The organism is Staphylococcus sp. GDY8P72P (genome assembly GCF_016890655.1).
GTDB classification, from domain to species: Bacteria; Bacillota; Bacilli; order Staphylococcales; family Staphylococcaceae; genus Staphylococcus; species Staphylococcus arlettae.
The window spans coordinates 1-22,721 of record NZ_JAFEQJ010000006.1 but is presented as its reverse complement, the minus strand read 5'-3'; the positions used below and the strand labels follow the sequence as shown (position 1 = coordinate 22,721).

Annotated in this window: 26 protein-coding genes, 1 pseudogene and 1 other annotated feature; of the genes and pseudogenes, 2 read left to right on the top strand and 25 right to left on the bottom strand. The window is 32.7% G+C overall.

Translation table 11 applies throughout. From position 1 onward, the window contains the following. Positions 1–7 precede the first annotated feature (7 nt). From recJ to JVU85_RS01200, 16 genes are all read right to left on the bottom strand, one after another. A complete protein-coding gene (gene recJ, locus JVU85_RS01275; RefSeq protein WP_002510447.1) occupies positions 8–2,284 on the bottom strand; it encodes a single-stranded-DNA-specific exonuclease RecJ in 2,277 nt (758 codons plus the stop codon). Between the two features lie 190 nt (positions 2,285–2,474). Then, positions 2,475–4,751 (bottom strand): protein translocase subunit SecDF, encoded by a 2,277-nt coding sequence (gene secDF / locus JVU85_RS01270; protein WP_002510446.1) that lies wholly within the window; start codon positions 4,749–4,751, stop codon positions 2,475–2,477. A gap of 234 nt (positions 4,752–4,985) precedes the next feature. After that, positions 4,986–5,246, bottom strand: coding sequence for a preprotein translocase subunit YajC (gene yajC, locus JVU85_RS01265; protein ID WP_002510445.1), 261 nt, complete (start codon positions 5,244–5,246; stop codon positions 4,986–4,988). Positions 5,247–5,262: 16 nt separating this feature from the next. Then, positions 5,263–6,402 carry a tRNA guanosine(34) transglycosylase Tgt gene (gene tgt / locus JVU85_RS01260; RefSeq protein ID WP_002510444.1) on the bottom strand — a complete coding sequence of 380 codons (1,140 nt, stop codon included), beginning with the start codon at positions 6,400–6,402 and terminating at the stop codon, positions 5,263–5,265. A gap of 19 nt (positions 6,403–6,421) precedes the next feature. Next, positions 6,422–7,447, bottom strand: coding sequence for a tRNA preQ1(34) S-adenosylmethionine ribosyltransferase-isomerase QueA (queA, locus tag JVU85_RS01255; RefSeq protein WP_002510443.1), 1,026 nt, complete (start codon positions 7,445–7,447; stop codon positions 6,422–6,424). A gap of 2 nt (positions 7,448–7,449) precedes the next feature. Beyond that, complete coding sequence (gene ruvB / locus JVU85_RS01250) at positions 7,450–8,451, bottom strand: Holliday junction branch migration DNA helicase RuvB (protein WP_002510442.1); 1,002 nt, start codon at positions 8,449–8,451, stop codon at positions 7,450–7,452. A 31-nt stretch (positions 8,452–8,482) separates the two neighbouring features. Next, positions 8,483–9,085: a Holliday junction branch migration protein RuvA gene (gene ruvA, locus JVU85_RS01245; RefSeq protein WP_002510441.1), complete on the bottom strand. Its 603-nt coding sequence runs from the start codon at positions 9,083–9,085 to the stop codon at positions 8,483–8,485. A 12-nt stretch (positions 9,086–9,097) separates the two neighbouring features. Next, positions 9,098–9,553: an ACT domain-containing protein gene (locus tag JVU85_RS01240; RefSeq protein WP_002510440.1), complete on the bottom strand. Its 456-nt coding sequence runs from the start codon at positions 9,551–9,553 to the stop codon at positions 9,098–9,100. An 11-nt stretch (positions 9,554–9,564) separates the two neighbouring features. Next, complete coding sequence (obgE, locus tag JVU85_RS01235) at positions 9,565–10,854, bottom strand: GTPase ObgE (RefSeq protein ID WP_002510439.1); 1,290 nt, start codon at positions 10,852–10,854, stop codon at positions 9,565–9,567. Between the two features lie 127 nt (positions 10,855–10,981). Beyond that, a complete protein-coding gene (gene rpmA / locus JVU85_RS01230; RefSeq protein ID WP_002510438.1) occupies positions 10,982–11,266 on the bottom strand; it encodes a 50S ribosomal protein L27 in 285 nt (94 codons plus the stop codon). Between the two features lie 11 nt (positions 11,267–11,277). Next, positions 11,278–11,598 carry a ribosomal-processing cysteine protease Prp gene (locus tag JVU85_RS01225; protein ID WP_002510437.1) on the bottom strand — a complete coding sequence of 107 codons (321 nt, stop codon included), beginning with the start codon at positions 11,596–11,598 and terminating at the stop codon, positions 11,278–11,280. 2 nt (positions 11,599–11,600) lie between these two features. Continuing rightward, positions 11,601–11,909 (bottom strand): 50S ribosomal protein L21, encoded by a 309-nt coding sequence (gene rplU, locus JVU85_RS01220; RefSeq protein WP_002510436.1) that lies wholly within the window; start codon positions 11,907–11,909, stop codon positions 11,601–11,603. A gap of 12 nt (positions 11,910–11,921) precedes the next feature. Then, positions 11,922–11,995, bottom strand: a sequence feature (ribosomal protein L21 leader region). Between the two features lie 29 nt (positions 11,996–12,024). Next, positions 12,025–12,549 (bottom strand): rod shape-determining protein MreD, encoded by a 525-nt coding sequence (gene mreD / locus JVU85_RS01215; protein ID WP_002510435.1) that lies wholly within the window; start codon positions 12,547–12,549, stop codon positions 12,025–12,027. Next, entirely contained in the window at positions 12,549–13,412 is an 864-nt protein-coding gene (mreC, locus tag JVU85_RS01210; RefSeq protein WP_002510434.1) for a rod shape-determining protein MreC, read from the bottom strand. The genes mreD and mreC overlap by 1 nt, the downstream gene beginning before the upstream one ends. Positions 13,413–13,840: 428 nt before the next feature. Then, positions 13,841–13,993 carry a hypothetical protein gene (locus tag JVU85_RS01205; RefSeq protein WP_002510433.1) on the bottom strand — a complete coding sequence of 51 codons (153 nt, stop codon included), beginning with the start codon at positions 13,991–13,993 and terminating at the stop codon, positions 13,841–13,843. A gap of 69 nt (positions 13,994–14,062) precedes the next feature. After that, on the bottom strand, positions 14,063–14,521 hold the full coding sequence (locus JVU85_RS01200; protein ID WP_002510432.1) for a DUF4930 family protein: 459 nt from the start codon (positions 14,519–14,521) through the stop codon (positions 14,063–14,065). A 144-nt stretch (positions 14,522–14,665) separates the two neighbouring features. Between JVU85_RS01200 and JVU85_RS01195 the strand changes: the two genes are divergently transcribed. Then, positions 14,666–14,845 (top strand): hypothetical protein, encoded by a 180-nt coding sequence (locus tag JVU85_RS01195; RefSeq protein ID WP_082435629.1) that lies wholly within the window; start codon positions 14,666–14,668, stop codon positions 14,843–14,845. 33 nt (positions 14,846–14,878) lie between these two features. Here JVU85_RS01195 and JVU85_RS01190 read toward each other — a convergent pair whose 3' ends face one another. The 8 genes from JVU85_RS01190 to JVU85_RS01155 form a co-directional block, all read right to left on the bottom strand. Continuing rightward, the gene (locus JVU85_RS01190; protein WP_002510431.1) at positions 14,879–15,157 is read right to left on the bottom strand and encodes a hypothetical protein; all 279 of its coding nucleotides are present in this window, start codon (positions 15,155–15,157) and stop codon (positions 14,879–14,881) included. A gap of 266 nt (positions 15,158–15,423) precedes the next feature. Then, positions 15,424–16,404: a ketoacyl-ACP synthase III gene (locus tag JVU85_RS01185; RefSeq protein ID WP_204172043.1), complete on the bottom strand. Its 981-nt coding sequence runs from the start codon at positions 16,402–16,404 to the stop codon at positions 15,424–15,426. Positions 16,405–16,562: 158 nt separating this feature from the next. Beyond that, complete coding sequence (locus JVU85_RS01180) at positions 16,563–17,126, bottom strand: hypothetical protein (RefSeq protein WP_002510429.1); 564 nt, start codon at positions 17,124–17,126, stop codon at positions 16,563–16,565. 169 nt (positions 17,127–17,295) lie between these two features. Further along, the gene (locus JVU85_RS01175) at positions 17,296–17,454 is read right to left on the bottom strand and encodes a hypothetical protein (RefSeq protein WP_021459221.1); all 159 of its coding nucleotides are present in this window, start codon (positions 17,452–17,454) and stop codon (positions 17,296–17,298) included. Between the two features lie 752 nt (positions 17,455–18,206). Continuing rightward, the gene (locus tag JVU85_RS01170) at positions 18,207–19,055 is read right to left on the bottom strand and encodes an aldo/keto reductase (protein WP_204172042.1); all 849 of its coding nucleotides are present in this window, start codon (positions 19,053–19,055) and stop codon (positions 18,207–18,209) included. A gap of 156 nt (positions 19,056–19,211) precedes the next feature. Continuing rightward, positions 19,212–20,030 (bottom strand): squalene/phytoene synthase family protein, encoded by an 819-nt coding sequence (locus tag JVU85_RS01165; RefSeq protein ID WP_204172041.1) that lies wholly within the window; start codon positions 20,028–20,030, stop codon positions 19,212–19,214. Positions 20,031–20,474: 444 nt separating this feature from the next. Continuing rightward, positions 20,475–20,975 carry a MepB family protein gene (locus JVU85_RS01160; protein WP_112369619.1) on the bottom strand — a complete coding sequence of 167 codons (501 nt, stop codon included), beginning with the start codon at positions 20,973–20,975 and terminating at the stop codon, positions 20,475–20,477. A gap of 142 nt (positions 20,976–21,117) precedes the next feature. Next, on the bottom strand, positions 21,118–21,591 hold the full coding sequence (locus JVU85_RS01155) for a GNAT family N-acetyltransferase (RefSeq protein ID WP_002510180.1): 474 nt from the start codon (positions 21,589–21,591) through the stop codon (positions 21,118–21,120). A gap of 327 nt (positions 21,592–21,918) precedes the next feature. Here JVU85_RS01155 and JVU85_RS01150 point away from each other — a divergent pair, with 327 nt between their 5' ends. After that, positions 21,919–22,401, top strand: coding sequence for a hypothetical protein (locus JVU85_RS01150; RefSeq protein ID WP_204172040.1), 483 nt, complete (start codon positions 21,919–21,921; stop codon positions 22,399–22,401). Between the two features lie 158 nt (positions 22,402–22,559). Here JVU85_RS01150 and JVU85_RS01145 read toward each other — a convergent pair. Continuing rightward, positions 22,560–22,700 (bottom strand): annotated as a pseudogene (locus JVU85_RS01145) (JAB domain-containing protein); the annotation flags it as partial. Positions 22,701–22,721 lie beyond the last annotated feature (21 nt).

The window sequence follows — 22,721 nt, the reverse complement described above, 5'->3', positions numbered from 1 at the left end:
CTCCTATTTAACTCACTAATTCTGCTTTAATCCATTGTTTAAGCTGATTTATATCTTGATAAAGTAAAATCTTTTCAACTTCCATGCGTTCAAGTCGCGCTTGATAATACTTACTAGATTCAATCGTTTTTTTATCTGTATCATTGTTTACAGTTATTATACCATTTTCATCTTTTATAAAGTTCAAATCTAAAAAAACTTTCAAAATAAATTTAAGTGAATTAGGTTTAATACTTAAAAAATCACACAATTGTATACCATCTTGCGCTAAATTAGTTTCACCTTTTGACATTAATGCTTTATAACATTGCTTAAATTGATCCATTTTAGGAACACCTTCAAAATATACAGAATGTTGATGATTCAACATTAAATATATTTGAGATACTTTAACATGCTTTAAGGTATGTTTAATTTCTGCTACGGTCGAAGGCAAATCTCTGAAAACATATTTCTCATAGTTTTGCGTGATGGCTTCTCCATAGTAATAATAATTTTCTCCTAATTTATCTTGTTGTGGATGAATCAAATATGCTACATCCGTATCAGCTGAATTCAAATCAGTAATTTTACTTTTGCTTCTATAATCTAAAATTTGTAAATTGGTACTCGATAAATCTTGAAGCATGAATTGTGGTGATTGATGTCCATTCCATTCATTTATTTGTAAAGTACCTATAATATTAATCGGTTGTTCTGTATTCAACTGACTCGTTAAATGACCATTTTGCCAAAAAATGGCTTGTAATTGGCCCTCACCGAGTGACAATTTTAGATGCTTTTTATCTTGCCCGATACCTTTAGCTTGATGGACCATAATATCTTCTAGTGCAAAGCACGGTAATGCAAAATCTGTGCCAAAAGGTCGTAAACGCTGTATGTCATGAATATTTTGCAAAGTAATGTCTGCTTCGGTGATCTTTACGTCCACTTTTTTTCGAGGTTCTAATGATGTTGTAGTTGCTAATTCTTCCATCCATAATTTTAAACCATCTGCTAATGCAGTTACATTATCTATTGGCAAAGTAACTCCAGCTGCCATGTGATGTCCACCAAATTTCGAAATCAAATCCGAGTGTGCAGTTAAAATTTCGAACATCGAAACTTGATCTATACTTCTGGCAGAACCTTTAGCATGATTTTGTACTGTATCAATGTTTAAAATCAACGTTGGCAAACTATATGTCTCTACTATTTTTGATGCGACAATACCTAAAACACCCTCGTGCCAATCTTCTTGTGCTAACAATAAAAATTTAGCGCCTTGTTGTACTTGTTGCTCAGCCATAACTAATGCTTCTTCTGTTATTTTAGCAACAATATCTTTACGTTCTTGATTAAAAAATTCAACTTGTTCAGCTAAATATTGTGCTTCTTCAAATTCGTTAGTCATTAATAGCTCGGCTGCAAGTGCTGCATCTTCTAATCTACCAACTGCATTTAAGCGTGGCCCAATGATAAAACCTATTGTCTCTTCGGTAATCTCATCTTTATAACCTGCTTGTTCTAACAATGCTTGAATCGCTACTGGACAATGGCTATTCAAAATTTCTAATCCTCGTTGAACTAATGAACGATTTTCATCTGTAAGTGATACTAAATCAGCGATAGTACCAATGGCTACTAAAGCCTGAAAATACTCTGGAGGGTTATCTAATAATGCTTGCGCTACTTTATACGCTACTCCAGCTCCACATAAATATTCGAAAGGATAATCGTATTCTGGATGCATTGGATGAACTATAGCATAAGCATCAGGCATGGTACGCCCTATTTCATGATGATCCGTGACAATTACATCGACACCTAAACTTTGAATCATCTCTATTTCAGAGTGTCCTTGAATACCATTATCAACCGTAATGATTAAATTTATACCTTCTTCATATGCATGTTTGAAAGCTGCTTCATTAGGACCATATCCTTCTGAAAAACGATTAGGTATATACCAACCAACATGTGCACCTAACTCTCTTAATGTGTTAACTAAGATGGTTGTTGAGGTTACTCCATCAGCATCATAGTCCCCATATACTAATATTTTTTCATTTTGATCAATTGCTAGGTTAATGCGATCTATGGCTTTTTGCATATCACTCAAACGCCAAGAGTCATGATTAATATAAGATGTATTGATTAACATCTCTATTTGTTCACGTGTTGTTATATGTTTACTCTCTAAAATTTTAGTAATTATAGGAGTTAATTTATAATCAGTAATAATATCATCTGAAATGGCTTGTTCAGATGTTTGGATATCCCAATTAAATTTTGATTTAATCATTTAACTCTCCCTCATTTCCAACAGTCATTATACAAAATATTAGTATAAATAAAAAGTAGTTTCCTTTATACAGTATATTTATCATTATAGCAGTATCAAAATAAAACAACGGAAGTGGTGAACAATCAAAAACTTTTGATTTCATTCAACCACTCCCGTTGTAACGTATATAGTGTTATCTCATTTTATTTTATACTAAAATCTTTTCATCGTTTGATTTTTTCTCTTTGTAAACGACTAACTTGCCATCGTCAGATTTGCGTAATTGACGTTTTTTCATGATACCCCATAAAGGAACTGCAATAAAGATAGATGAGAAGACGCCACAGATTAAACCGATTAACAACGCTAATGAGAAATTAAAGATACTAGAAGCACCGAAAATTAATAGCGCTACTACTACTATAACTACTGTTAACACAGTATTAATGGAACGCGTCATCGTTTGTTTGATTGAACGATTGACAATATCATCTATTTGCTGAGGTTCGGTAATAACCTTAACCTTATGCAAGTTTTCACGTACTCTATCAAATGTTACGATTGTATCATTTATCGAGTAACCAATGATTGTAAGGACTGCTGCAATAAAGGTAATATCTACCTCGATTCTAAACAAGCTAAATACTGCTACAATCATAAATGCATCATGTAAGAGCGCTAAAATAGAGGACAGACCCATGCGCCATTCAAAACGTAAAGAAATATAAATGATAATGCCAATAGCAGCATATATCAATGCCATCATGGCATTTTTAGCCAATTCTTGACCAATCACAGGAGACACAGTGTTTACTGTAGGATCATGTCCAAATGTCTTATCAACTGTGTTTTTAATTTTAGCAACTTGATCTTTGTTAAGATCATTTTTGAATTGCACACTGATATTTTTACCATTTTCACCTATAGATACTTGATCGGGTTTAAAGTTATCTTTTTCTAATGTCTGGGTCACTTTATCTTGTGACACTTTGTTATCTGCTTCAAAATCGACACGAGTACCACTTGTAAAGTCGATTCCCAAGTTCAATCTAAAGACAAATAGTATTATCGCTCCGATAATAATAATTATGACACTTAAAGATAATAAAGGTTTTGCTAATTTCACAAAATTCCATTTTTCATAAGGTGTTTTTAAATCGTGTACATCTTTACCGTCATTAATATCAAATCGTTCTGATTTTTTAACTCCAAACCAACTTAGTTTGTTTTTGAAATAGTTGGATGAAACTAGTAATGATAGTAATCCACGGGATAAAAATACCGCCGTTACAAATATCATTAATATACCTAGTAATAACATTGTCGCGAAACCTTTAACAGAACTTTCACCAAAGAAGAATAATACTGCTGCTGCGATAACTGTTGTTAAGTTTGCATCGACAATCGTTAAGAACGAGCTCTTATTCGCTTTTTTATATGCTTGTTTTAAAGTACGGCCAACTTTGAGCTCATCTTTTATTCGTTCATACATTATAATATTAGCGTCGACTGCCATACCTACACCGAGCACTAATGCTGCCAGGCCTGGTAAAGTTAAGACACCTGAAATGAAGTTGAATGCAACCATAACTAGATATATATAAGTAGTTAACGCAATAATCGCTACTAAACCAGGTAATCTATAAAATCCTAGCATAAATAAGTAAATAATCGCTACACCGATTATAGACGCTAAAATTGTTTTATCTAATGCATCTTGTCCAAATTGTGCACCAACAGAGTTTGAATAAATTTCATTTAAATCAACTGGTAATGATCCGGCATTTAACAAGTCTGCAATTTGTTTTGCTTCTTGAACACCTTTCTCACCATTAAATCCACCTGAAATTTCTACGCTGTCTGAATTAATTGGCTTATCAACAGATGCTGCTGAAACATATTTTGGATCTTTTTTAGATTTTTCTTTTTGATATGAGTCGCCCTTTTCATAATCTAACCATACGACCATAACATTTTCTTTTTTCTTAGAGATTTCTTCTGTTACTTTTTTAAATTTGTCACTATCTTTTAATTTAAAAGTAACAGCAGGTTGGTTCGTATTTTGTTTAAATTCTTGTTTAGCAGAACCTTGTTGAATATCTTTTCCTGTTAACTTAATGTTATCATCAGCATCACGTATCGTTAAATTGGCTTGTGATGATAAGATTTCACGGGCTTGTGATTGATTTTCAACTCCCGCTAACTGCACTCGTATCCGATTTTGATCTTCTACTTGGATTTTTGGTTCAGATACACCAAGCACATTCACACGATTCTCCAAGGTTTTAGCAGTAGCTTGAACTGCATCGTTATCGATTTTATCTCCTTCTTGTAAAGGATCTACTTGATAAAGGACTTCAAAGCCACCTTGTAAATCTAAACCTAAGTTAACATCCTTTACTACGTTTTTATAAGTCAGTCCCATTCCTGCAAATAGAATGACGACGAGTAATAAAAACGCGACTATTTTACTACTTTTTTTCACGTCAACACCTCATTGTATACTTATACTTAAAGAATACTTTATAAAATTATATTTGTCCAAGTCATAATAGGTTTACACATACTTTGTTAAGCGACCTATATATCTTAACATATCACAATATCAACAAAAACCCACATTACTTATGTAACTAAAACGTCATATAGCGCAAAATTATTGTAAAATAAAAAAATTGATAGGAAATCATTATTCCTACCAATTTCAGTATTATTAAAATTAAGATGGATCAACCTGTTTAATAGCAGGTTTTTCTAAAGTAAGTTCAGTACCGTTTCCATTTAATGTTAACACTACTGTTGTTTCATCAACACTGCGAACTGTACCTTTAATACCACCGATTGTAGTAACACGTTGTCCTGAGCGGATTTGTGAAACCATTTCACGATGCTCTTTTGCTTTTTTCTGTTGTGGTCTAATTAAGAAGAACCACATTAATGCTAATAATAAAATTGGTAAAATTAATGAAGTAAATTCCATTATCTATTTCTCCTCTTTAAAAGTTTTTAGGGTTATCTACATTTAGTCCATATTGTTCAAAGAATTCTTCTTTAAAATCAAGAAGCCGATCTTCACGAATCGCTTGTCGGACATTTTCCATTAATTTAAGTAGGAAATGTAAATTATGATATGTAGTAAGACGTATTCCAAACGTTTCCTCTGCCTTAATTAAATGTCTCAAATATGCACGACTATAATTTTTACATGTGTAACAATCACAATCAGGATCCAAAGGTCCAAAATCTTCAGCATATTTTGCATTTTTAATGACCACACGTCCTTCAGATGTCATACATGTACCGTTTCTGGCAATACGTGTAGGTAACACACAATCAAACATATCCATACCACGAATACTACATTCTATCAATGCATCTGGTGAGCCTACGCCCATCAAATACCTTGGTTTATCCTTTGGCATAAATTGCTCCGTGTGTTCTACCATGTCATACATTACTGGTTTTGGTTCGCCAACAGATAAACCACCAATAGCATAGCCAGGAAAATCTAGCGCTACAAGTTCTTCAGCACTTTGTTGCCTTAAATCTTTATACTCACCGCCTTGGATAATTCCAAACAGTGCTTGATCTTCAGGTCGACTATGTGCTTGCAAACATCTTTCAGCCCATCTCGTTGTACGTTCAATTGAATCTTTAACATATTTATATTCTGCCGGCATTGGTGGACATTCATCAAATGCCATCATAATATCTGATCCAAGATCATTTTGAATTTGCATAGCTTTTTCAGGGCTTAAAAATAATTTCGAACCATTTGTGTGATGTCTAAATTCGACACCTTCCTCAGAAATATTTCTCAAATTACTTAAACTAAATACCTGAAAACCACCTGAATCAGTAAGTATAGGACCATTCCAATTCATGAACTGATGTAATCCCCCACTCTTACGAATGATATCATTTCCTGGTTGTAACCACAAATGATACGTATTTCCAAGTATGATTTTTGCTTCCATATTGTGTAATTCTTCGGGGCTCATTGTTTTTACTGTCGCTTTTGTTCCAACAGGCATAAACATTGGTGTTTCAAATGAACCGTGGGGTGTATGAACAATACCCAAGCGTGCACCTGATTGCTTACAAGTTTTTATATGTTCGTATGTAACTGCAGGCATAGTTATCTCCTTCCATTCCCTAAATAATTAACATTGCATCTCCAAAACTAAAAAATCTATATCGTTCATCTACTGCTGTGCGATAAGCATTTAAAATATTTTCTCGTGTACTAAATGCGGATACTAACATCACTAACGTTGATTTTGGTAAATGGAAATTAGTAATCAACCCATCTACACCTTTAAATTCAAATCCTGGGTAAATAAATATATCAGTCCAGCCACTTGCCGCTAAAAATTGATCATTTGTTTGACGTATTGTTTCTAATGTTCTTGTTGAAGTTGTACCAACTGAAATGATACGTCCACCTTGTGACTGCGTTGCATTTAATAAATCCGCAGTATCTTGAGTCATTTGATAGTATTCGCTGTGCATTTCGTGATCATTAATATCTTCAACACTGACTGGTCTAAAAGTACCTAAACCGACATGTAAAGTAATAAAGGCAATGTTGATACCTTTTGCTTTAATATCAGCTAATAACGTATCTGTAAAATGTAAACCGGCTGTTGGTGCAGCTGCAGAGCCTGCTTCTTTGGCATAAACTGTTTGATATCTATCAGGATCGTCTAAGCGCTCTTTAATATATGGTGGTAGCGGCATTTCACCTAATTCATCTAATCGTTCTTGTAATATCCCATCAAAATGTAGACGCATGATACGTCCACCTTGATTTAAGGTTTCTATACATTCAGCAATAATTTTACCTTCACCAAAGTTTAGCTTATCACCAACTTTAATACGCTTTGCAGGTTTTAAAAGTACTTCCCAATCATTACCTTCTATTTGAGTTAACATTAGCATTTCAACTTTAGCACCTGTTTGTTCTTTAATTCCAAATAAGCGCGCTGGCATAACCCTTGTATCATTTAAAACTAATGTATCGCCTGGGTTCAGGTAATCAATGATATCCTTAAAATGATGGTGTTCAATATCACCATTGTTTTTGCCTAACACCAATAATCTACTTTGGTCTCTATTAAGTAATGGCGTTTGAGCGATTAAGTCCTCAGGTAAATAGTAGTCAAATTGTTCAATATCCAATACTAGTCCTTCTTTCCATTATTACTAAAATGTTCATGTGCATAAGCAGTTGCTTTACGCCCTCTTGGTGTTCGCTCTATAAACCCTTTCTGTATAAGAAAAGGTTCGTAGACATCTTCTATAGTGATCCGTTCCTCACCAATTGATACAGCAATTGTATCCAGTCCTACCGGTCCACCATTATATTGTTGAATAATACAATTCATCATTTTATGATCGATATAATCCAAACCTTCATCATCAACTTGTAACAACTGTAATGCTCTTTTTGTTGTTTCGATATAGATTTGATCATCATCATTAACTTGTTGAAAATCACGGACACGTTTGAGTAATCTATTGGCAACTCGTGGTGTACCTCGACTCCGCTTTGCTAATTCTTCTGCACTTTCTTCATCAATTGTGGTACCAAGTACTTCAGCAGTTCGGATAATAATTTCTTTCAATTCATGATTTTGATAATATTCTAATCTAAGATGTACTCCAAATCTATCTCTTAGTGGTGCAGTTAAACTACCTGCTCTTGTAGTAGCACCCACTAAAGTAAATGGTGGTAAATCAATGCGAATACTTCGTGCTTCTTCACCTTTTCCAATTATAATATCAAGGAAAAAGTCTTCCATAGCTGGGTATAACACTTCTTCCACTACACTACTCAAACGGTGTATCTCATCAATAAACAAGACATCGCCAGGTTGAAGACCTGATAATATTGCCGCTAAATCTCCAGGACGTTCCAATGAGGGTCCAGACACAGTGCGAATATTAACGTCCATTTCAGTAGCAATAATATTAGATAATGTTGTTTTTCCTAATCCTGGGGGACCAAAAAGTAATACATGATCTAATGGTTCTTCTCTCAGCTTTGCTGCTTTAATAAAGACTTCTAAATTAGACTTAATTGAAGATTGGCCAATATACTGACGCAATCTTGTAGGTCGCAATGATAACTCAAAGGAAGATTCATCTTCATGCATTGACTGATCAACCATTCTATCGTCCATTTCATTCACCCCATACTTCATTAATTCAATCTTATGATACTAAAATTTGTAATCCACGTTTTACTGCATCATCTACAGTTGGATTAGACTCTTTTGCCAAGACTTTCTCTACTTTTGAAATTTCACGTTTGGAATAACCTAATGCTTCAAGTGCCATTAATGCTTCTTTGATTATAGCTGATTGACCATCTGTCGAAGCATCTACAGTTAATAACGTATCGCTATTTTCTTCAGTAATTTGAACCTTGCCTTTCAAATCTAAGACAATTTGACGTGCTGTTTTCTTACCAATCCCTGGGAACTTAGTTAAATACGAATCATTTTCATTTTCAATAGCTTGTTTCACTTCGCTTGGTGAACTACTCGCCAAAATAGCTAAAGCAGATTTAGGTCCAATACCCGTAACTTTTATTAAACTTAAGAACATGTCTTTTTCTTCTTCATTAATAAAGCCATATAATAATTGTGCATCTTCACGTACAATAAACGATGTGTATACTTTCACTTCTTGATTCAATTGCTGTTGAAAGCGATATGAATTTGGAGTTTGTATTTCATAACCAATACCACTTGTTTCTATTACTAGATGCGTAGGAAACAACTGGGTTAACTTTCCTATAATATATGCGTACACTTCAACACTTCCTTATATTGTCATACTTATTAATTCAACTTTTGATACATAATCTATTGTTTGTAGCGACGCTATAACATCATCAATTTCTAAATTAGTTCCTTTAGCATCTAATGATACCGTTATTGTCGCCCTATTATCCATAGGTATACTTTGATGAATTGTTAATACGGATAAATTTAATGCTGACAATTTATTTAGCACTTCTGCCAACATACCAATAATATCATTGACATATAAGATTAATGTAAATTCCTTTGTATTTTCCATCTTTTCGTCGACGGGAAAGATTGTATCCCGATACTTATAAAAAGCACTTCGTGATAAATCAAACTGTTTAACTGCTTCGAAAATGGACAGTGTGGGATCGTTTTTCAAAGCATCTTTAATCATTAATGTTTTTACAACTGACTCTGGTAATACATCTTCACGAATTAAATAAAACTTTTTATAATCTTTGCTGTCCATCCTAAGCACCTCTATTCAATAAATTCAAACTCGCCGCCTAAAATTCTAACTATATCACCATTTTCACAACCACGTGCTCTAAGTGCATCATCGATACCCATAGAACGCATTTGTCTAGCAAATCGTCTAACTGCAGGGTCGCTGTTAAAGTCAGTCATTTTGAACATACGTTCAATTGCTTTACCTTTAACAACATAAGCACCATCATCATCACGTGTAATCGTAAACGTATCTTGATTTGGTGTATGTTTATAAAGCACTCTGTTGACTCCAAGTTCTTCTTTTTCACTATAATCGACATCTTTTACTGTATTTAGTGTATCAGCGATGGTGTACAACAACTTATCTAAGTTTTCACGTGTAAATGTCGATAGCGGAATAATACTAACATTATCATCATTCAATTGTTCTTTAAATAAAGTTAAGTTATCTTCCGAATCTGGCATATCCATCTTATTAGCCACAATTATTTGTGGCCTTTCTTCTAAACGGCTTGCATATGCTCTTAATTCTTTATTAATAATTTGATAATCTTCGTAAGGATCTCGTCCTTCAGAACCGCTCATATCAATCATATGTACGATAACTTTAGTACGTTCTACATGACGTAAAAATTGATGTCCTAAGCCGACACCATCTGCCGCACCTTCGATTAGACCTGGTAAATCAGCCATAACAAAACTTCTATTATCCGGTGTTGATACTACACCCAAATTGGGTTTAATTGTTGTGAAATGGTATGCTCCAATTTTAGGTTTAGCTTTAGAAACAATTGATAACAATGTTGATTTACCTACACTAGGAAAGCCAACTAAACCTACATCTGCCATTAATTTCAGTTCTAAAGTAACTTCTATTTCTTCACCTGGTTCACCATTTTCACTAAAATCTGGTGCCGGATTTCTTGGTGATGCAAAGCGAGAATTCCCGCGTCCACCACGTCCACCTTTAGCTATACTAGCTCGTTGACCATGTTCAACCAAATCAGCAAGGATTTCTTCTGTTTCAACACTTTTTATAATCGTACCTGGTGGAACTTTAAGTACTAAATCTTCTGCATTTTTACCATGCATATTACTACTTTGACCTGCTTCACCTGTTTTGGCTTTAAAATGACTTTGGTATCTAAAATCCAATAACGTTCTTAGTCCTTCGTCCACTTCAAATACAACAGATGCGCCATTACCACCATCACCGCCAGCGGGGCCACCAAATGGTACATATTTTTCTCTTCTATATGCGGTAATACCATTACCACCATCACCAGCTTTAAGTGATATTTTCACTTGATCGACAAACATCTTCTCACCTCTTTTTTCTCGGTTTTATTTCAATATCCTTTATATTATATCATTAAGTTGTTCTATAGAAAATAAAGACAAAAAATAAACACCAGAAGTTAAGACTTCTGGTGTTAACAAAGACAAATTACTCAGCAGCTGAATATACAGATACTTGTTTTTTGTCGCGACCTTTACGTTCGAATTTTACAACGCCGTCGATTTTAGCGAATAATGTATCGTCACCACCGCGACCTACATTTTCACCAGGATAAATTTTTGTACCACGTTGACGGAATAAAATTGAACCGCCTGTAACATATTGTCCATCTGCGCGTTTAGCACCTAAACGTTTTGATTCAGAGTCACGTCCGTTTTTTGTAGAACTTACCCCTTTTTTAGATGCGAAGAACTGTAAGTTTAATTTTAGCATTGAGTTGCACCTCACTTATAATTTAGTCTAATATTTTCGTTGTACTCTTCTTCTATGGTTTGTAGTGACACAAGCATAGCTTGAAGAATTAATTGTGCTTGTTCATTATTGGTATCGACACTTCTTATATGAAAATGTCCTCCATCGTCATTATAGTCTATATCTGGCTTTTCGCTTGTAAGTCCCATAATCGCATTTACGCTACCGAACAATACTGCTGAAGCACCGGCACAAACTATATCATGTCCATAATCACCATAATCAGCGTGACCGTCCATTATAACGTCGGTCACTCGACCGTCGTCATTTAATGTAACATCGACTGTAATCATAATTATGCGTTGATTTTGTCGATAGTTAATTTAGTGTAAGGTTGACGATGTCCTTTTTTACGTTTAGAGTCTTTACGACGTTTGTAAGTAAAGACAGTGATTTTCTTGCCACGTCCTTGTTTTTGAACTGTAGCTGAAACTGTAGCACCTTCTACTGTTGGAGCACCAACTTTAACTGCGTCTCCACCTACGAATAATACTTTGTCAAAAGTGAATGCGTCACCTTCATTTACGTCTAATTTTTCAACGAAGATTTCTTGGCCTTCTTCAACTTTGATTTGTTTTCCACCTGTTTCAATAATAGCAAACATACTTTGCACCTCCTATAATTTAAGTCACGCCAACTACAGGTGACATAATGTACTTATAACCTGTAATCGAGCGGTTGTATGTAGCTTGAAACTACTCAACTACTGCATTTTAGCATTACCGTTTCTTGCTGTCAATCTTCAATTGTAGTTTTTCAAAAAATTTGGTAGTAATCGGAAAGAGTATAATGAGCAATACAATATTTAATATTAATGTAGGAACAAGTCTGAACGCTAAGAAGTCGATTAAATCAAACTGAATGAGGCCAATTGCTCCATACATAATAGCTGCATATATTTCGATTGCTATAGTGTTGACTATAATAATTATAAAAAGCATTTCTTTGTCTCGGTAAAACACCTTGAAAAAAAAGTCCATTACAACTACTAACAAAATATAGCCAAACAAGTATAAGCCATAAAATGCCCCGAAATATAAATCCGAAACCAAACCAAAGACAATCGCTAACACTAAAGCAACTCCAAAACTACGATAGATACAAACGATTAGTATATACATTAATGTTAAATGTGGGACAAAAATAATCGCCTTACTACCAATCTGCATCGGTATTAATAAACCAACAATTGTATCTATGTAAAATAAAACTACACCGATTAAAAAGTAGTATAAGGCTCTCATTATTCTACACCACTTTCATTTTCAGACGTTGCTGCACTTTCATCAGGTATTGTTTGTGGATCTCGTTTTGCAACATATACATGATTTAAATCGGCTAGTGAAGCTGCAGGTTTAACCCTAATCTCTTTAGACAAACCATATTGATCATTTTCTACTTTTGTTACTTCACCTATGTAAAGACTACTTGGCAACTGATCTGCCAAACCACTCGTTACTACTTTGTCACCCTTTTCAACTTTATCTTTGTTATTGATATCAGTAATAACAAGCTCTTCTTTCTTAGCGTCATATTGATCAATTAATCCAAACACATTTTTATCATCATGTTGAATGTTAACTGATAAACGATTAGAACGGGTATTAGTCGAAATCAAATCCACCTGAGATGAAAATTGATTTACTTTGGAAATTCGGCCAACTAAACCTTCAGAAGTCATAACAGCCATATTACTTTCCACGCCATTCTTTGATCCTTTATCTATGACAAATGTATTCATCCATTGATCAGGATTTCTTGACAATACTGTGCTAGAAATAGGGTCATACTTAGAAATATCTTCTATATCTAATTCTTTTTTATATTTCTTATTGTCAGCTTTCAGGCGTTGATTTTCCGCTTCTAACTGTTTTTCCTTATTTGAAGGTTTGTCATTATTCGATGTAGAAAATAAATCTCCAATGAAACCAGAAACAAATTGTACAGGATAACTCACAGCACGTTGTCCAAAAGCTACAGTATCTCCTACATACTGTTCAGCATGTGATTGAGATTGCGACCTTAAAGAAATTCCTATCAAAGATATAAAAACTATAATGGCACACAAAATAACAATGAGTTTGTTATTTCTAAAAAACTTTGACAAACTAAACACCTCTATTAGCACACTTTAAATTTTCAATTCTCTTATCATTTTATAGCACAAACGTATTGAAATAAAGCCATAACCCTAGCAATTTCACTACGAAATTTACTTTCCCTAAAACTTTATATTTCAATCTTGATTTACTACTTCATAATAAATTTTCTACTTTAACTTTATATAAATTTATATATCTTATTATACCAAGAAAAGTGATAAAGATACTAAAATAACTTATACATTTTCACCATTTTCTATTGATGCTACTGTTATTTACTTAAAATCGTAGGAAAACTCTATCTATCCCTATATTGATAACTTACTATGTTATTTGGACAGCTGATACATTTTTGCATCCAGTTTTATTAAATTGAAGCCACAATAAAGTGAAAGACCAGAACATAATTATGCTCCAGCCTTTCAATCAAACGCTATGCGTCTTTATCAGTATTTGATTCTGATTTAGATTCATCAGAATCTTTCTGATCTTCTTTATATAAGGTTTCATCCTTACGCCAGCGAGCAAATAAATTTTGCGCCTTAGATTGCTCGTCTGCTTTCTTATCTTTAGATTGTTCACTCATTTTTAGACACCAACCTTTAAATTCATTCTCAAGATTAAAGTAACTTATTTAATCACAGAATTCAAACTATTAGTCGTATGCTTCCCGTGGTTTTAATTCTATATCTTGACTTAACCGTTGTAAATCTTGGTGCATTTCTATTTCTGTAGAGTACACCCTAATTGAATCTTCACCAAATTTATAGATAATAAATTTATCTCTTCTTTGACCAGCAAGGTACTCATCATTATAACCCATTCGTCCTAAACCAGAAACAGACATAAATTCTTTTTTATTTAACCAGTCAAATACTTGTTTAGTTTGTCCTAAAGGTACGTTATTTAATAAATCATTATCTTCAACAGAATAACGTTGTCCCCTAGTTAGTTGAGGATCTGTAGTATTACTTTGATATGATGGTTTATTTTCATACATCGGATTCCACTCTTGATCCTTTAAAAATGGTGCATATTTCAAGGCAAAAAACACAATTATAATAATTGCTATAACAGCTATTATATTTTTAACAATACTGAAAATAAACCTCATGAAATAGCTCCTCCTAATTTCTTATAATTATAGCCTTACCGTGTCCAAATCACATCAGACTACAGCCTTAATTTATTCATAACTTTTGACTGATATAAAAACATCGCAAATTATAGTAAAATACATATAAAGGGAGTGAACTTAATGAGTATTCTAACTATTATACTTCTAGCATTATTAGTTATTTTATTTTTCAGAGTTGGTTTATCTATCCTACGTTTCTTAATTTCAGTAGGTATAATCATCTTATGTATTTACTTAGGTTATCAAGGCGTACTATGGATAATGGATTACTTTAACCTTAGTTTTAATTTCATACCATAAAGCAAGAGGCTTTGGCAATTTGTCTTAGCCTCTTCATTTAAATTTTTTACCAATACGTTGATATATTGCATAACAACCACATAATAAACAAGCCCAGATTATTCCAACAATGATACCACTTATTAAATAACTAAAAAACGCACGCCCTTGTTGACCAACTATTGCAATAATAATACTCGCTCCAATAGCCCCTATGAGTGAGTAAATTAACGTTTTTACAAACACTTGTTTATCAATTTTTCGTTGCGCTTGAACAACACGCATTATATAAATAATTGGAATAAACAAACCTATAAGAAGCACGATTCCCAAATTATCACCTCGTACATATTTAATATAAATTCTACCTCAATGTGCTTGCGCATCACATTGTCTACCATACATCTAAACCACATAATTAATTATTTTCATACTTATACACTATTTAAAATTTAACATCATATTATTGCTCTTTATAATATACACTGGTATAGCAAAGAATGACAAAACAAGACAATTATTTAGTAGTATTTTTGCAGTGATGTCCATATTGCCCCATAATAAATGTCATATCTATGTGTACCGATGAATATACTAAATTATAAACTCAATTTAATCAAAGTGGATGCAAAAGCCAAACCTCCACCAAAACCGACTAACAACATTTTGTCTCCTTGTTGTACTTTACCTTCTTTAAGCGCTAAATCAATCGCTAATGGAATTGTCGCAGAGGAAGTATTGCCGTAATAAGCAAGACTCATTAAAGCTTTATCAACATTTATTTGCGCTTTTTCACAAATGGACTCTATCATTCGCGCATTTGCACTATGCGGTACAAACCAATCTATATCTTGTGGTGTCATATCAACTTTGGTCAATGTTTGATGGATAATACTAGGTATGTTTCCAACTGCCCACTTATACACACCTCGTCCATTTTGAACGATGTTGCCCTCATTTTCTAACTCATTACCATACATCTCTGATGATAACGCAGAACAATATAAGTTCTCAGCCTTTGCACCATCAGAACCCGAATGACTTGTTATAAAACTAGGATCAGATTCAACATATTCAACTAAAAACACACCTGCACCATCGCCAAATAATATACATGTATTACGGTCTGTGTAATCAGTGATTTTAGATAATGCTTCTGAACCAACTACTAATACCTTTTTGTTTTGACCAGAGCTAATTAACCCGTTAGCAACATTCAAACCATAAGTAAAACCAGCACATGCAGCATTTAAATCCATCGCACCTGCGTTTGTTAATCCTAAACGACCTTGAATGTATGATGCAACACTCGGTGTATGGTAATCAGGAGTAATGGTAGCATGTATAATCATATCTACATCAGATAAATCTACATCGTATTTCTGTTGCAAATCCATTATAGCCTTATAACTCATATCACTAGTATATTCATCTGCTTCAGTAATGCGACGTTCGATTATACCAGTACGTTGTCGTATCCAGTCATCAGAAGTTTCTACAATTTGTTCAAAATCAGCATTCGTCATAATTTTAGATGGTACATAAGCGCCTTGAGCAGTAATTCTCGCATAAGATTTCATTAAACCTCTCCCTTTATATCTTAAGTTACTAGCTAAATAATGTATATAAATAATATCATTTATATACATTATTTAATACATTTTTGAATAAAAATAAAAGCAGCGGTAACGATATCGGTTACCACTGCTTACAACAATAATCACTCACTATTTAATTGCTATCTTAATTGGTCAATATTTTCGATACCTTCAATTTTACCTTCTTTATCGGCATAAACTTTAATAGTATAACTATTGCTCGTATTATCATCGTAAATTAATGCTCCATCAGCCTGATGTATAGTCGCACTGCCATGATAATTTTGGAATTCTTGTACAGTAATTTTTTGGGGTACGATAAAGACGCGATTCACTTCATCATCTTTAAAATTAACACCAACATTGCCATAAACCCACACACGCACATCATCGACTTTAATTTTATCATCAGGGCTGCCCAACTCATTTTCTAAACTGTCTCGTTTAATACCTTTAGTAATATTGGCATAGCCGTCGCGACGATCAGCATGCATAAAGTCATTACTAAATTGACTCGATAACACATCTACTTTCGGCTTATCTCGTTTACCTTCTTTTTGTTCAGAAGCTGTATTTGGTGCACTAAAATTGACATTTTCTTTAATAAAATAATACGCACCATAAAATATGCCACACACTAATAAGGTAAATATAATAATCGCCAGTGTAATTAAAATAATTTTAGTTTTATTATTTCCCTGCATATTTTATCCCTCATTAAACTTCAGATTATCCTATATAGATATATAATATAATAACCTAAATTACTAATTAAATCTATTCGATTCTGTAATTCTATAAGGGTTTATAGCCAAAATTTCTAGCTATTGTACACGCCTACTCTAAATCGTATAAATTGTTCTTACTTATTTTTCAACTTGTATTTTGCATAATCCAAGTAAATACAAACACTAAAATATAAATATAAATTAATACAAAAACCATTGCTAATAGACTTTTTATTAACAATCTTCCTACTTTAAAAAGCATAGATAAAATAAAAGCCAGTATAATTACTGTTGTAATACTCATGTTCTTCACTCCTCAGAGTTTTTGTTCTAAGTTGCTTCAACTAAACTAGCTCACCATTTAAACACCTATTTTATTTGATAAACTTTTTATACTTATACTATAGTACTAAAATTCAGCTCTTTGCACTAGATACAACTTCAAATAATTTAATCCCACAATCTATATACAAAGAATAGTTATTGATTTAAAAATAAATTTTCTTTAATAATTATACTTATATGAATACGAATGTTATACTTTATTTATAAATTATTTTTAGTTTGGCATCGTGAATTACATACTTTTCAACTTAGTTAGTTGTCATTTCATTAATTTTAAATTAATAGATGAAGGAGTAATTAACATGACAAAGGAGGAATTTACATGACAGGCACACCTTTATTACTAGCAGTATTAGACTTTTTACAAAATAATTTTCTTTAATCAAAAAAGACCGAAATCATCATCTCATACTCAAAATTACAATTGACCAATCCATTTGTGTGGATTGGTCTCAAACTGTCGACAAAGTCTCTGATTTTGTGGGCAGTTTTTAAGTAGCAGCTGCTTGTGGATTTATGAATGCTATTTAAATTTTGCTCGAATATCGTTTAGACGTACAAACAAATTTATACGCGTATATGTAACATATAACCTTAAAGAGCTACAAGATTTTAGAAAAACAAAAAACGTCAATTACTATATAACCTTTATAGCAATTAACGTTTATGTTACAGTCTGAAAAGTCACCCCACATATCCTACGAATTTAATTTAAACAAATTCTTCATAATCGTAAGGGTTTTGACCTTCCACACGACCTGCTTCACCTTTATCTAGTGAATTTATTTTTTCAATATCCGAACTTGCTAATTCAAAATTTAAATACTCAAAGTTACTACGTTGATGCTTGTAATTATCTGATTTAAGAATCGGGAAAACACCTAGTTGATTAACCCAATTCATTATTACTTGTGCCGGTGTTCGATTATATTTTTGAGCTATATCTAAAATTGTATCATTAACAAGTACATCATTTATTTCACGTCCTAATGGACTCCATGCTTCTGATACTATACCTCGTTTACTATTTTCATGAATAAGATCTTTATTATTAAAATAGGGTTGAATTTCAATTTGATTTGTAGCTGGTGTGACACCAGTAGCTTCAATAATACGATCTAAATGCTCAGGCATAAAATTAGAAACACCAATCGTTTTAATCAGACCATATTTTTGTGCATCAATTAAAGCTTTCCACGCATCGACATATTTACCTTGTTTAGGGTTTGGCCAATGCACAAGATATTTATCAAAATAGTCAAGACCGGTGCGATATAATGATTCTTGAATAATATGGATAGCCTTATCATAGTCATGATTTGAACCAGGTAGTTTCGCACTCACATAAATATCTTCACGAGCAATATGTGAACGACGGATCGCTTCTCCAACCATACCTTCGTTGTTGTAATTAGTTGACGTATCAATAAGTCTATAGCCAATGTCTAACGCATTTTGTACAGCGTTGACACCTGTACCACCTTGAATATTAACCGTTCCTAATCCAACATGTGGAAGTATAGATCCATCATTTAATTCAAAATTATTATTTAAAGCCATAAATTAGCCTACCTTCCCTAGTAAATTTATAATATATTTAATCATTACATTTAAGTTTACCCGAAAGGATTTTCACTTAATCAATAAGCCTTATGCCACTCATTCACAAATAAAAAACCATTTGCGTTACAACAAATGGTTAAGTCACATCTAATATTAATCTTTTTGTACTTCTTCGACTGTTTCTTCTACTTCTTGACGAGATATTTTTTCGCGACCATTTTTCATTGCTTTAAGTGTTTTATGAGCTAATGCTAATGGTAATCTGCAAAATAGTAAAATTGTCTTCTTATTAATAGACTTCATATATTCATCGGCTTTAGCCAAATTTTCATCTGCATAATCGAATAAGTCTTGACGCGTCCAATCATTCGGGACAAAACTTACACCACGTTCGTCATAATCTTCTTGTTCGTTACGCAAAATATTTACCGCTTGTAGTCCACGGCCATAGCCAATCGCTAAATCTCTGTCTGTTTTCACTCCAGCACTTTGTTCCCATATATCTGACAACATCACACCTACGAGACCAGCAACATAATATGTATAATCATCTAAATCTTCTTTCGTTTGAATATTCCAGTCCGCTTTCACCCATTTGGCCATACCATACGCCATTTCGTGAGCACTATTCATTACGATGTGCACAGTATTTTCAGGGCACGCACGTAACCAATCACCTAAGCGTAAAGTGACCTCTGGCATTTTATCTTTAACTGGTGCCAAAAGTTGCAGATACTGTTCTTCATCAAAAGGTTGTTTTAATAAGTCACTTACTTGCATTAAAATAGCATGTTTCGTGTCATTCTCTACTTCTTCATGATCTTCAATTTCATCAATTGCTCTCATTACTAAATAAGCAGAGGCTACCGTATGTTTTAATTCATTGTCTAAAAAAGTAATCGGTATATAAAATGTACGACTCGTTTCTTTTAATACACGCATTGCATCTTTTGGGAAATTCTTCTGTGTCATAGTCATTACTACCTCCCTAGTTAAATACTATCATACTATCATAATTTTAAATAGTTATTGGTATTGTATCGAAAATGTCAATTTGATGCTATCAACAGCATTAATGTATTAGATTCAAGTGTCATAATATCGTCCTAAAATCACCTAATAATAATTCATATTAGGGAGTGGGACAGAAATCTGATTTTGAAAAAATGATTTCGTCGTCCCACCCCGGCAAGGATGACTAGCGTTGGAAAAAGCTTGGTTTAAAGCGCATTTTCAATGCAGTCAGCTACTGCCAACACGAAAAAAGGTTTCGACTAAAACATGAAGTATGTACCAATACTAAAAAGTAAAAAGAATGAAAAAAAGAGATAAAGATTACTAATGCGTATTTTGCTGTTTTCATGTCATGACCTCCCTTCAAGAAAATGAATATGTATAAAATAGTTGCATAAAGCTTTAGTTGAAATACAATTTATTGATTTTCATTGCATCATAACCATTAGTCATATCTATAAAATAAGGCAATTGCCACTGTTGAGTGTTAGTAGCACTCTTATTCAAATCTTCACACCATAAAGGGTAAAGACGGAAGGACATTTTACCTTTGTGAGCATTTGTAGTAATGATGCCTTTGTCTATTAATATTTCTTTGGTAAATATAAACTGCCCTTTATATTGATTATCGATAATATTTATCACTAACTTATCATCAAAATCCGCTTCATTAAACGGTATGTTCTTAGCAAACTCGTTTTTATGCCATAAAGCAACAAAATACCCTGCCTTTTTAGGCGTCTTTTTGGCCAATCTACTTTTAATCCTTTGCTTACCAACAGCGAAGTTTAGCGCTTCATAATCATTGTTCCATCTTTCTCTTTCAAAGTTAGTTATTGTTAGATTTGTATGTACAGTGCTTAAGTCATTAAAAAGCGTACAACTTTTAAATAATTGTTGCATAATGCTCCTCCCTCTCTATTTTTAATATTAATATATTCACCAAGATTAGAAACATAAAGTTAATGATATAACTGATAGCATTAACTCAAACTATGATTTTAATAAATGTTCAACTTTTACCTTAGTAGTGACGTTATTTGAATTAGTTAAGCAATTTCGTCATGGTAGCAAGTTCTAAAAGTTGGTTATTTGGTTTAGTGAGTATTTTCTTATCACTGATAACATATCCTAAATCACTGTAAAATTTCATATTTTTAGTAACATTCATACGCACTTTGCAGACCAATTCAGTTATGCCATTCTGGTAAGAATGATATTCCAAATAATTTAATAACTGCTTGCCAATACCTCTACCTTGAACTTTTGGATCAATAGAAACTCTGTGAAAACTCAAAGCTTGATTATTAATTTTAAACCTTAACATCCCAACTGGTTTATCTGCATCATATGCAATAATTGCTTCTTCCTTATGATGTAAAAATGATTTTCTAATATCATCTTCCTTTTCTAGTAATGCAGTAGACGGCACCTTAACATTTGCGTATTCTGCAAATGCATCCATCATTAACTTATGTATTATCGCAACATCTTCAATCGTTGCCTTTTTAAAATGCATTTCACACACACCTACTTTTAATTTTCATTTAATCAGCTGAATTTAAGACTTAAAGCACTTCATAACTCATATCAATACATATTTATACTGAAATATACTCTATCAATATTATCAAATAACATTCTACAAATATATTACATATAAATTATCAACTCAATTTATCATTCGGCCAATTTTGTATTATTATTCATCATATCAAATCAAACCAATCACCAATAATAACATTAAATACAGTATAAAATTAAAATAAACCTAAATTATTATTGAATTATTATACATTATTAAGTATTATTAATTATAATTTCAACAAGCAAGAAGGTGTTATAAATGTTTTTGGTAAATTACGAAAGTAAATTTTTACCTTATATAATGAGTTACCAACTGACTTACGATCAAATTCATTTTCCTAAAACCCCATCCGTTCATATCAATAATGCACAGTATAATTCTGATATGAATTGTATTCTCGGATTTAATGACGACAATAACTTAGTTACCTTTTTTGTTTTACAACAAGCAAGCGAATATGCTCAGTATTTTACATCTACTAAAAATGTCACAATTTTTTTAAAAGCTTTTTCAACCGATGCTAGATTTCTACAAAACGGATACGCTAAATCGTGTTTATTGCTATTAGACGATTTTATTAAAACACACTATCCACACGTTCAATTTATAGCACTTGTAGTCAATGAAGATAATGTAATTTCTTATAATTTATATAATTCAGTCGGGTTTTACAACACAGGACAAACTATTCTAAAATACGGTGTTAAACAACAATTATTACAAAAAACAATTAACCTTTAAGTTAATCTTGATATACTAATCCAATACTTTTCATGGTTATTTTTTTATATTAATTTTCCACTATAACTATAATTAAATGCACTCCTGTCCTTCAAACTAGGTGTGCATTTAGTTATGTTAGCGTTAATTACACTTTTTTAAGTTGATTTTCCATACCTTTAATCAAAGTATCCTTCTTCTACAAGACTGACATAACTACCATTACCAATAATGATATGGTCTATAATGTCGATACCTAATATTTCACCACATTGAATTAAACGTTTTGTAGTTTGAATATCCTCATCAGAAGGTGTTAAGCTTTATCAAGAGTAAATTAC